9 protein-coding genes are annotated in these 11,277 nt (G+C 69.9%); 5 read left to right on the plus strand and 4 right to left on the minus strand.

Annotation, left to right across the window (positions count from 1 at the left end; translation table 11 throughout):
• From C3488_RS31280 to C3488_RS31300, 5 genes are all read left to right on the plus strand, one after another.
• On the plus strand, window positions 1-337 hold a 337-nt coding region (locus C3488_RS31280; RefSeq protein ID WP_181139275.1), incomplete at its 5' end, for an EboA domain-containing protein.
• Window positions 337-1,185: a TatD family hydrolase gene (locus C3488_RS31285; RefSeq protein WP_103844257.1), complete on the plus strand. Its 849-nt coding sequence runs from the start codon at window positions 337-339 to the stop codon at window positions 1,183-1,185. The genes C3488_RS31280 and C3488_RS31285, both read left to right, overlap by 1 nt.
• Window positions 1,186-1,188: 3 nt before the next feature.
• The gene (gene eboE / locus C3488_RS31290; protein WP_103844258.1) at window positions 1,189-2,358 is read left to right on the plus strand and encodes a metabolite traffic protein EboE; all 1,170 of its coding nucleotides are present in this window, start codon (window positions 1,189-1,191) and stop codon (window positions 2,356-2,358) included.
• On the plus strand, window positions 2,355-3,749 hold the full coding sequence (locus tag C3488_RS31295; protein WP_103844259.1) for a nucleotide pyrophosphatase/phosphodiesterase family protein: 1,395 nt from the start codon (window positions 2,355-2,357) through the stop codon (window positions 3,747-3,749). The genes eboE and C3488_RS31295 overlap by 4 nt, the downstream gene beginning before the upstream one ends.
• 94 nt (window positions 3,750-3,843) lie before the next feature.
• Window positions 3,844-4,896: a sugar phosphate isomerase/epimerase gene (locus C3488_RS31300; protein ID WP_103844260.1), complete on the plus strand. Its 1,053-nt coding sequence runs from the start codon at window positions 3,844-3,846 to the stop codon at window positions 4,894-4,896.
• Window positions 4,897-4,964: 68 nt separating this feature from the next.
• On the opposite strand, the gene C3488_RS31305 is transcribed toward C3488_RS31300, so the two are convergent.
• From C3488_RS31305 to frc, 4 genes are all read right to left on the minus strand, one after another.
• A complete protein-coding gene (locus C3488_RS31305) occupies window positions 4,965-6,371 on the minus strand; it encodes an OFA family MFS transporter (RefSeq protein ID WP_103844261.1) in 1,407 nt (468 codons plus the stop codon).
• 1 nt (window position 6,372) lies between these two features.
• Window positions 6,373-7,761: an OFA family MFS transporter gene (locus tag C3488_RS31310; RefSeq protein WP_103844262.1), complete on the minus strand. Its 1,389-nt coding sequence runs from the start codon at window positions 7,759-7,761 to the stop codon at window positions 6,373-6,375.
• Between the two features lie 119 nt (window positions 7,762-7,880).
• Complete coding sequence (locus C3488_RS31315; RefSeq protein ID WP_103844271.1) at window positions 7,881-10,025, minus strand: acetate--CoA ligase family protein; 2,145 nt, start codon at window positions 10,023-10,025, stop codon at window positions 7,881-7,883.
• A 4-nt stretch (window positions 10,026-10,029) separates the two neighbouring features.
• Window positions 10,030-11,271, minus strand: coding sequence for a formyl-CoA transferase (frc, locus tag C3488_RS31320; RefSeq protein WP_103844263.1), 1,242 nt, complete (start codon window positions 11,269-11,271; stop codon window positions 10,030-10,032).
• Window positions 11,272-11,277 lie beyond the last annotated feature (6 nt).

Below are 11,277 nucleotides of genomic sequence, written 5' to 3' on the forward strand. Positions count from 1 at the left end.
GGAAGGACTGCCGCTCGTCGAGGACGCGCTGCGCACCAACGACACCCGCCTCCTCGCCGCCGCCGTCGGCCCCTACGCCGCCCGGCACCTCAGCCCCCACCTGTGGCGGCAGGCGGTCCTGAAGTGCCTGTTCACCGGGGTCGGCGTGGACAGAGTGGCCGACCTGCCCGGGCGTGCCCGCGGCGACACGGAACTGGCCCGCATGCTCGGCGACTACGCCGCGGAACGCAGCGCCGCGGGCCGTCCCGTGCCGGACGACCTGTACCGCGTGCTGGCCCTCACCGAACCGGCGCCCGCGCCGAACTCCACGGACGCCCCCCACGGCAAGGAGTCCTGATGCGCATCTTCGACCCCCACATCCACATGACGTCCAGGACCACCGACGACTACGAGGCCATGTACGCCGCGGGCGTCCGCGCCGTGGTCGAGCCCTCCTTCTGGCTCGGCCAGCCCCGCACCTCTCCCGCCTCCTTCCTCGACTACTTCGACTCCCTCCTCGGCTGGGAGCCCTTCCGCGCCGCCCAGTACGGCATCGCCCACCACTGCACCCTCGCCCTCAACCCGAAGGAGGCGAACAACCCCCGCTGTCTGCCCGTCCTCGACGAACTGCCCCGGTATCTCGTCAAGGACCGGGTCGTCGCCGTGGGGGAGATCGGCTACGACTCCATGACCCCCGCCGAGGACACCGCCCTCGCCGCCCAGCTCCAGCTCGCCGCCGACCACGAACTGCCGGCGCTGGTCCACACCCCCCACCGCGACAAGCTCGCCGGCCTGCGCCGTACCCTCGACGTCGTCCGGGAGTCCGCACTCCCTCCCGACCGGGTCCTGGTCGACCACCTCAACGAGACCACCGTCAAGGAGGCCAAGGCCGGCGGCTGCTGGCTGGGGTTCTCCGTCTATCCCGACACCAAGATGGACGAGCGGCGGATGGTCGCGATCCTGCGCGCCTACGGGACCGAGCGGGTCCTGGTGAACTCCGCCGCCGACTGGGGCAGAAGCGATCCGCTGAAGACCCGCAGGGTCGCCGACGCGATGCTCGCCGACGGGTTCACCGAGGACGACGTGGATCTGGTGCTGTGGCGCAATCCCGTCGCGTTCTACGGGCTCAGCGGCCGCCTCACCCTGGACGTGGCCGTCACCGAGCCCACGCACGAGGGCAACTCCGTGCTGCGCGGCGGGGAGTGAGCCATGCGTTTCCGGCACCCCGACGGCTCCACCGTCCACCTCGCCTACTGCACCAACGTCCACCCGGCCGAGACCCTGAACGGCGTCCTCGCCCAGCTCCGTGACCACTGCGAGCCCGTGCGCCGCCGCCTCGGCCGTGACCGTCTCGGCATCGGCCTGTGGCTCTCCGGGGACGCCGCCCGCACCCTCGTCACCGATCCGTCCGCGCTGCGCGGCCTGCGCACGGAACTCGACCGCCGTGGCCTCGAGGTCGTCACCCTCAACGGCTTCCCGTACGAAGGCTTCGGCGCCGAGGAGGTCAAGTACCGCGTCTACAAGCCGGACTGGGCTGACCCGGAACGCCTCGACCACACCACCGCCCTGGCCCGCGTCCTCGCCGTCCTGCTCCCCGACGACGTCAACGAGGGCAGCATCTCCACGCTGCCCCTCGCCTGGCGCACCGCCCATGACGCCGAGCACGCCGAGAGCGCCCGCGCCGCCCTTCGCACCCTCGCCGCACGCCTCGACGCCGTCGCGGAGCTGACCGGACGCTCCATCCGCGTCGGCCTGGAACCGGAGCCCGGCTGCACCGTCGAGACCACCGGCGACGCCATCGCCCCCCTGACCGCGATCGCCCACGACCGCATCGGCGTCTGCGTCGACACCTGCCACCTCGCCACCTCCTTCGAAGACCCGCACACCGCCCTGGACGCGCTCACCCGAGCCCGCGTCCCCGTCGTCAAGACGCAGCTGTCAGCCGCACTGCATGCCGAGCACCCCCATCTGCCGGAGGTCCGCGAGGCGCTCGCCGCCTTCGCCGAACCCCGCTTCCTGCACCAGACCCGCACCCTCACCGCCGCCGGCCTGCGCGGCACCGACGACCTTCCTCAGGCGCTGGAGGGTGACGCCATCCCCGACGCCGCGCCCTGGCGCGCCCACTTCCACGTCCCGCTGCACGCGACCCCCGCCGCGCCCCTCACCTCCACACTCCCCGTCCTCCGCGCCGCTCTGGCCCGGCTCGTCGGCGGCCCGCACCCGCTCACCCGCCACCTCGAGGTGGAGACGTACACCTGGCAGGCCCTCCCGCCCGAGCTTCGGCCCCGCGCCCGCGCCCAGCTGGCCGACGGCATCGCCGCCGAACTGTCCCTGGCACGGGACCTGTTGACGGACCTCGGCCTGAAGGAGCTTCCATGAGCACCCCGACCGGCACCGGCCCCACCCCACTCCTCGTCCTGGACGTCGTCGGCCTCACCCCCCGTCTCCTCGACCACATGCCCCGCCTCCAGGCGCTCGCCCGGTCCGGCTCCCGCGCACCGCTCGGCACCGTGCTGCCCGCCGTCACCTGCGCCGCCCAGTCCACCTTCCTGACCGGCACCCTGCCGTCCGAGCACGGCATCGTCGGCAACGGCTGGTACTTCCGCGAACTCGGCGACGTCCTGCTGTGGCGACAGCACAACGGCCTCGTCGCCGGCGACAAACTGTGGGACGCCGCCCGCCGCGCCCATCCCGGCTACACGGTCGCCAATATCTGCTGGTGGTACGCCATGGGCGCCGACACCGACATCACCGTCACTCCTCGTCCCGTCTACTACTCCGACGGCCGCAAGGAACCCGACTGCTACACCAGGCCCCCGGCCCTGCACGACGAACTCACCTCGGAACTCGGCACGTTCCCCCTCTTCCACTTCTGGGGACCGGGCGCCGACCTGGTCTCCAGCCAGTGGATCATCGACGCCACCCGCCACATCCAGCGCACCCGGCACCCCGACCTGACGCTCTGCTACCTCCCACACCTCGACTACGACCTGCAGCGCTTCGGCCCCGACGATCCGCGCTCGGCGAAGGCTGCCGCCGACCTGGACGCCGCGCTGGCGCCGCTGCTGGACGACGCCCGCGCCGAGGGCCGTACCGTCGTGGCGCTGTCCGAGTACGGCATCACCCGCGTGAACCGCCCCGTCGACATCAACCGCGCCCTGCGCCGCGCCGGACTGCTCGAGGTGCACACGCAGGACGGCATGGAGTACCTCGACCCGATGGCCTCACGAGCCTTCGCGGTCGCGGACCACCAGATCGCCCACGTCTATGTGCGCCGCCCCGAGGACCTCGACGCCACCCGGGCCGCCCTCACCGGCCTGCCCGGCATCGGGCAACTCCTGGACGACGCGGCCAAGAAGGCCCATCATCTCGACCATCCACGCTCCGGCGAACTCGTCGCCGTCGCGGAGCCGGACGCCTGGTTCACGTACTACTACTGGCTCGACGACGCCCGCGCGCCCGACTTCGCGCGGCTCGTCGACATCCACCGCAAACCCGGCTACGACCCGGCCGAACTCTTCATGGACCCCCTCGACCCCTACGTCAAGGTCAGAGCGGCCACGGCCCTGGCACGCAAGAAACTCGGCATGCGCTACCGCATGACGGTCGTGCCCCTCGACCCGTCACCTGTTCGCGGCAGCCACGGCCGCCTTCCCGCGAGCGACGACGACGGTCCGCTCCTCATCTGCTCCACCCCCCGTGCCGTCGGTGACCGCGTCGCGGCCACCGATGTGAAGTCACTGCTGCTCCAACTCGCCGGTCTCGCCTGACGTACCGGCCCCACCGGTCCGTCGGATCCGATCCGACTGGTCACAAGTGAAGCACTCACCACTGACAACGCCCCAGGACCAAGGAGTTCCAGGCATGAGCCGCACCCCGCAGACCGACCCCGAACTCACCCACCGCCTCACCAGACGAGGCATGCTCGGCGTGGCCGCCGGCGCCACGGCCGCCGCGCTGCTGGGCGCCGTCTCGTCCCCCGCCGCCGCGGCCACCGGGACCTCGACCGACACGGCGACCGGTGACGCGGGCCGGGGCCGCCCCGTCCTGCCGCCCGGCCGGCTCGGCATCCAGCTCTACAGCCTGCGCGACAAGGTCGCCACGCTCGGCTTCGCGCCCGTCTTCGCCGAACTGGAGAGGTACGGCTACGACGAGATCGAGTTCGCCGGCTACACCCAGGGTTCGGCGGGCCCCATCACCCTCGCCCAGCTGAGGCGGCTGGCGAAGGACCACGGGCTGACCCCGATCGGCAGCCATGTCGGCTACTACTCAAGCGACCCGAACGCGTACACCTTCGCGCAGAACCTCACCAAGGTCCTCGACGACGCCGAGGCCCTGGGGCTCAAGCACATCGGTACCGCATCGGGCCCGTTCCGCTACGGCTCGACCGTCGACGCCTGGAAGCGCGCCGCCGAGGAGTTCAACGCCTACGGCGCGGCGGCCAGGGCGCGCGGCATGAAGTTCTACCAGCACAACCACTCGGACGAGTTCGGCTTCGCGAGCGACAACCCCAAGGTCCGGCTCTACGACGTCCTGCTCGCCGAGACCGACCCCGACCTCGTCCACCTGGAGATGGACATCTTCTGGGCGTACGCGGGCCAGTTCCGCTTCTCCAAGCGCCCCGACGGCACTCCAGCCCCCTTCGAGCCGCTGGACTACGTACTGAAGCAGCCCCACCGCTACCCGCTCTTCCACGTCAAGGACGGGGCGAGCGACCCGTCGAACCAGTTCGGCTACCGCATGGTCGACGTCGGCGACGGCGACATCGACTACCAGCGGTTCATCTCTGCGGTGACCCGGCTGCGCGGCGAGCGTCTGGCCCACCACTGGCAGACCGAGCACGACAACCCGGCCGAGTCCTTCACCTTCGCCCGCCGCTCCAGCGCGTACCTGCACTCGCTGCGCGAGAAGTGCTGAGCCGTCAGCCACATGTGAGGAGGCCCTCCCCTTGACCGGGGAGGGCCTCCTCACGTTGCACCGCGCCGTCAGCCCGTGGGCTGCGGCTCCGGAGCCGACGCGACGTCCCGGCCGCGTCCGGGCTGCCTCAGCAGCAGGGCGATCGCCGCCGCCACCATGGAGACGCCGCCCGCCAGCGCGTACGCGCCGTTGTAGCCCCAGGCGCCGACCACCATGGAGCCGAGCCCGCCACCGAACAGACCGCTGACCAGCTTGCCGCTGTAGACCAGTCCGTAGTTGCTGGCGTTGTAGTTCTCGCCGAAGTAGTCCGGTGTGAGCGCCGCGAACAGCGGGTAGAACGCACCGCCCCCGAAGCCGGAGAGGAAGGCGAAGAACAGGAACAGCCACTCGCTCTTCATGTCGCCCGCCAAGATCACGCCGAACTGGGCGAGGCCCAGCACCACGATGACGAGGACCAGCGTGGGCTTGCGGCCCCACCGGTCGGACATCCAGCCCACGACGCCGCGGCCGATGCCGTTGATGACCGCCATGACGCCCATCGACGAGGCCGCCACCAGCGGGCCGAACCCGACGTCCTTGGCGAAGTCGACCTGGAAGGAGATTCCGAAGATCGACACTCCGGCGGTCATCACGATGGCGATCCACATCAACGGCAGCATGCCCGTCCTGATGGCCTCCTTCGGCGTGTACTGCCGCACGGCCGGCGGGTTCTTGGCGAGGCTCGCCGCGTTCTTGACGTCGCCGGAGCAGGTCAGCGGGTCGATGTCCGCGGGCCACCAGTTCTTCGGCGGGTCCTTGAAGAAGAACGCGCACCCGAACACCACGATCATGACGTAGCAGCCGATGAGGTCCAGGACCCGGTGGTAGTTCGCGGTGTCGAAGGCGTAGTTGAAGATGAAGATGAACGGCAGCGACCCGTAGGCGAACCCGCCGTTGACGAAGCCGGTACGCGCGCCGCGCCGCTCCGGGAACCACTTGCCGACCATGTTGATGCAGGTGGCGTACACCAGGCCGGCACCGAGCCCGCCGACGACGCCGAAGCCGAGGATGGCGAGCCAGACGTTGCTCAGGTGGGAAAGGGCCAGGAAGCCGAAGACGCACATCACGGAACCGGCGTACATCGCCGTCCGCGCGGTCAGGATGCCCCTCTCGCGCAGCCAGCCCGCCGGGAAGGCCACGCCGGCCTGGAAGAACACCCAGACGCTGAGGATCCAGAAGGTGTTGCTCTGCGTCCAGCCGTGCGCGTGGGACAGGGTGTCCTCGGCGGAGCCGTAGGCGTACTCGAAGACGCTGATGGCCATCATGGCCACCCACGGCAGGTACACCATCAGCTTGCGGGAGTGCCCGAGGATGTCCCGGTCGCTCTCGCCGATGCGGTAGACGCGGCCGTGCGCGTCGGTCACTTCACGGTAGGGACGGTGTGCGGCGCCGGGGCCGGCCGAAGAGCTGCCTGTCGCCATGGGGTCTGCGGTCATGTCACGCCATCTCCTCGCCGAGCGGGTGCGGGTTGGGGGCGATGCGCCGGGCGTCGGGCCTGCCCGGTGCCTTGAGGAACAGGGCCAGTACGGCGGAGGCCAGCCCGATCGAGCCGGCGAGGACGAACGCGCCGTGGTAGTCCCACTCGCCGACGACGACCGCGCCCAGACCGGAGCCGACCAGGCCCGAGATCAGCTTCGAGCTGTAGACCATGCCGTAGTTGGTGGCGTTGTTGTTCTCGCCGAAGTAGTCCGCGGTCATGGCGGCGAACAGTGGGAAGATCGCTCCGCCGCCGAAGCCGGAGACCATGGAGCAGAAGAGGAAGAACGGCATGCTGCCCATCTGGCCGGACACCAGTACGCCGAACTGCGCCGTGCCGAGCACGATGCACACGATGATCAGAGTGTTGCGGCGCCCGTATCGGTCGGAGATCCAGCCGATGACGCCGCGCCCGGTGCCGTTGACGATGGCCTTCAGGGACATCGCCGTCGCCACGATCCCGCCCGCGAAGCCCATGTCCTTGCCGAACGGCACCTGGAAGGCGATGCCGAAGATGTTGATGCCGGCCGTGCACAGCAGACAGAACCACATCATCCACAGGACCGGGGTCCGGGCGGCTTCCCTGGGGGTGTACTGCTTGACCGCCGGCGGGTTCTTCTCCAGCGCCCGGCGGATCTTCGGGTCGTCGGTGAGCTTGAGCGGGTCGACGTGCGCCGGCCACCAGTTCTTCGGCGGGTCCTTGAAGAACCAGCCGGCCGCGGCCACCACCAGGCACAGCCCGATCCCGACGGTCGTGAGCAGGACCTTGTAGTTGCTCAGGTCGAGCACGGAGGTGAAGAGGAACACGAACGGCACGGACCCGTAGGCGAAGCCGCCGTTGACGAAGCCCGTCTTGCCGCCCCTTCGCTCCGGGTACCACTTGCCGACCATGTTCACGCACGTCGCGTAGACGAGGCCGGCGCCGATGCCGCTGCACACGCCGAAGCCGAGGTAGGCGACGAACACGTGCGGTGCGAACGCGAGCGCCAGATAACCCAGCAGTGTGCCGAGCGCGCCGATCAGCATGGCCGTACGGGCGGGGAGGCGGCCGCTCTCCCGCAGTTGTCCGGCCGGGAAGGCCACGGCCGCCTGGAAGAACACCCAGACGCCCATCAGCCAGAAGATGTGGCCGCTGCTCCACAGATGTGCCTCATGGAGCGTGTCCTCCGCCGAGGTGAACGCGTACTCGGCAGAACTGATGCCCATCATGCCCACCCAGGGCAGGATGACCATCCACTTGCGTGTGCGGCCCATGATGTCCCGGTCGGATTCACCGGTCCGGTACACGCGGCCGTTGCGGTCCGTCACCTCCCTGTAGGGGACGGACGCCGAAAAGTCGGTGGTTGCCATCGCTCAGTGCCCCTTGCGTCGAAAGTTCTGGCCAGCGCCCCCTGTCCAATGCCTTTCGTGCGCGCGCGGGTCCCGGGGCGGCCGACGCGCACCGTCGGCCGCCCCGCCGTTCACTCACCTCATGAACCGCCCCCCAACAGTCGGGCCGCCCGCGCCCACCGGTACTTCGCGCCGAGCACGGCCACCGGCTTCTCGGTCGTGTACGGGTACGCCACGACCCCGCGCTCGAACAGGTACTGGCAGGCGTCCTCGACCTCGACGTCACCGGCGAGCGACGCCACCACCGGCTTCTCGATGCCGCGCTCCCTGAATTCGGCCACCACGCGCGCGGTGAGCTCCGCGAAGACCATCGGGGGAGTGACGATGGTGTGCCAGTAGCCGAGGACGAGCGCGTGGATCCGCGGGTCTTCGAGCCCCAGCCGGATCGTCGCCTCGTAGGTCGACGGCGGCTCACCGCCGGTGATGTCGACCGGGTTGCCCGCCGCACCGAAGGGCGGGATGAACTTCTTGAAGGCCGCGTCCAGGTCCGGCGGGATCTCCATCAGGGACAGACCGTTGTCGGTGACCGCGTCGGACAGCAGGACGCCGCTGCCCCCGGCGCCCGTGATGATCACGACGTTGTCGCCCTTGGGAGTGGGCAGCACCGGCAACGCGCGCGCGTACTCCAGCATGTCGTTCAGCCCGGGCGCCCGGATGACACCCGCCTGCCGCAGGATGTCGTCGTACACGGCGTCGTCGCCCGCCAGCGCCCCGGTGTGCGAGCCGGCGGCCCGGGCACCGGCCGCCGTGCGCCCCGCCTTCAGGACCACGACCGGCTTCTTCGGCACGGTCGCCCGCGCCGCCTCCACGAAGGCGCGCCCGTCCTTGAGGTCCTCCAGGTGCATCGCGATGCACTCGGTGTGCGGGTCCTCGCCGAACCAGGTCAGCAGGTCGTCCTCATCGAGGTCCGACTTGTTGCCGAGGCCCACGATCGCGGACACACCGGTCTCGGTGGTACGGGCGAAGCCCAGGATGGCCATCCCGATGCCGCCGGACTGCGAGGTCAGCGCGACCCCGCCCTTGACGTCGTACGGCGTGCAGAACGTGGCGCACAGGTCCTGCCACGTCGAGTAGTAGCCATAGATGTTCGGTCCGAGCAGCCGGATGCCGTACCGCTCGGCGATCGCCACGATCTCGGCCTGGAGCGCGTGCTCACCGGTCTCCGCGAAGCCGGAGGGGATCAGTACGGCGTTCGGGATCCTCTTGCGTCCCACCTCCTCCAGGGCCGAGGCCACGAACTTGGCGGGGATCGCGAAGACCGCCACATCCACCTCACCGGGAACGTCGGTGACACTCTTGTACGCCTTGCGGCCCAGGATGTCATCGGCCTTGGGATTCACCGGGTGGATCTCTCCGGAGAAGCCGCCGTCGACGAGGTTCCGCATCACCGAGTTGCCGATCTTGCCCTGCTCGTTCGAGGCGCCGATCACGGCGACGGCGGACGGCTGCATCAAGCGGCGCATGGAGGCGAGGATCTCCTCGCGGGTGTAGCGCCGGCGCTCCTTCACGGGCGCGTCCGAAAGGATCACGCGGATGTCCGCCGCGACCGCGCCGTCCGGGGTGGCGATCACCGGGTTGAGGTCCACCTCGGCGATCTCCGGGAAGTCCGCGACGAGCCGGGAGACCCTGCGGATCTGCTCGGCGATCGCCCACCGGTCCACGCCCGCCCGGCCGCGCACCCCGCGCAGGATCTCCGCCGAGCGGATCGAGTCCAGCATGGACAGCGCCTCGTCGGCGTCCACAGGCGCCAGCCGGAACGTGACGTCCTTGAGGACCTCGACGAGCACCCCACCGAGCCCGAAGGCCACGACCTTCCCGAACGTCGGATCGGTGACCGCCCCGACGATCACCTCCTGCCCCTCCGGGAGCAGTTCCTGCACCTGCACGCCCTCGATGCGGGCGTCCGGGGCGTACGCGCGGGCGTTCTCGACGATCCGGTGGAACGCGGCGCGTACGTCCGCCGCGCCCTCCACGCCGACGACCACACCGCCGGCGTCGGTCTTGTGCAGGATGTCAGGCGAGACGATCTTCATCACGACGGGTCCGCCGAAGCGCGCCGCGTACGCCACCGCCTCGTCGACGTCCCTCGCCAGTTCCTCGCCCGGTACGGTGATCCCGTAGGCGTCGGCGATCACCTTGCCCTCTGGTGCGGTGAGCGCGGTCCGTCCTTGCGCCCGCACGGAGTCCAGGAGCGACCGCACCCTCAGTGCCCGGTCTTCGGCCATCACGTCAGATCACTCCGTTCGACTTGAGCAGGCGCAGCTCCTCGTCGCCGAGGCCCAGTTCGCCGATGTAGACCTCTTCGTTGTGTTCGCCCAGCAGTGGTGAACTGCTCACCTCGACGGGGGAGTCGGACAGCTTCAGCGGGCTGCCCACGGTCACGAACTCGCCGCGCTCCGGATGCGGGACGCGCACCACCATCTCGTTGGCGGCCAGCGACTCGTCCTCGATGATCTCCTTGGTCGACAGGATCGGCCCGCACGGGATGTTGTGGGCGTTCAGCCGCTCCAGGACCTCCCACTTGGGCAGCGTCGAGGACCACTCCTCGATCAGCTGGAACATCTTGTTCAGCTTCGGCAGCCGGGCCTGAGGCGTCGCCCACTCGGGGTCGTCCGCGAGTTCCGGCCGGCCGATCAGTTCGCTGATCGGCTTCCAGCCGACGGGCTGCACGATGACGTACACATAGTCGTTCGGGCCGCCCGGCGCGCACTTGACCGCCCAGCCGGGCTGGCCGCCGCCGGACGCGTTTCCCGAGCGGGGAACTTCCGTGCCGAAGTCCTCGTTGGGGTATTCAGCGAGCGGGCCGTGGGCCAGGCGCTGCTGGTCGCGCAACTTCACCCGGCACAGGTTGAGCACAGCGTGCTGCATGGCCACGTTCACCCGCTGCCCGCGCCCGGTGCGCTCCCGCTGGAACAGCGCCGCGAGAATCCCCGCCACGGCGTGCACACCCGTCCCCGAGTCCCCGATCTGGGCCCCCGTCGCGAGCGGCGGCCCGTCCTCGAAACCCGTGGTCGACATCGACCCGCCCATGGCCTGCGCGACGACCTCGTACGCCTTGAAGTTGGTGTACGGGCCCTCGCCGAACCCCTTGATGGAGGCATAGACGATCCGCGGATTGATCTCCTGGATGCGGTCCCAGGTGAAGCCCATCCGGTCGACCGCTCCCGGTCCGAAGTTCTCGACCATGACGTCCGAGCGGCGGATCAGCTCGGTGAGGATCTCCTTGCCCCGTTCCGTCTTGGTGTTGAGGGTGATGCTCCGCTTGTTGCAGTTGAGCATCGTGAAGTAGAGGGAGTCGACGTCCGGGATGTCGCGCAGCTGCCCGCGCGTGATGTCACCGGACGGCGCCTCCAGCTTGATGACGTCGGCTCCGAGCCAGGCGAGCAACTGGGTCGCGGAGGGCCCGGACTGGACGTGCGTCATGTCCAGGACGCGGATGCCGTCGAGAGCCTTGGTCGGGGTGTGTGTCATGCCAAG

Source organism: Streptomyces sp. Ru72 (genome assembly GCF_002920635.1).
Lineage (GTDB): Bacteria > Actinomycetota > Actinomycetes > Streptomycetales > Streptomycetaceae > Streptomyces.

Bases quoted from the DNA above. Each gene is read 5' to 3' on its own strand.
- C3488_RS31285 (WP_103844257.1), top strand. From the start codon at position 337: ATGCGCATCTTCGACCCCCACATCCACATGACGTCCAGGACCACCGAC.
- eboE (WP_103844258.1), top strand. From the start codon at position 1,189: ATGCGTTTCCGGCACCCCGACGGCTCCACCGTCCACCTCGCCTACTGC.
- C3488_RS31295 (WP_103844259.1), top strand. From the start codon at position 2,355: ATGAGCACCCCGACCGGCACCGGCCCCACCCCACTCCTCGTCCTGGAC.
- C3488_RS31300 (WP_103844260.1), top strand. From the start codon at position 3,844: ATGAGCCGCACCCCGCAGACCGACCCCGAACTCACCCACCGCCTCACC.
- C3488_RS31305 (WP_103844261.1), bottom strand. From the start codon at position 6,371: ATGACCGCAGACCCCATGGCGACAGGCAGCTCTTCGGCCGGCCCCGGC.
- C3488_RS31310 (WP_103844262.1), bottom strand. From the start codon at position 7,761: ATGGCAACCACCGACTTTTCGGCGTCCGTCCCCTACAGGGAGGTGACG.
- C3488_RS31315 (WP_103844271.1), bottom strand. From the start codon at position 10,025: ATGGCCGAAGACCGGGCACTGAGGGTGCGGTCGCTCCTGGACTCCGTG.
- frc (WP_103844263.1), bottom strand. From the start codon at position 11,271: ATGACACACACCCCGACCAAGGCTCTCGACGGCATCCGCGTCCTGGAC.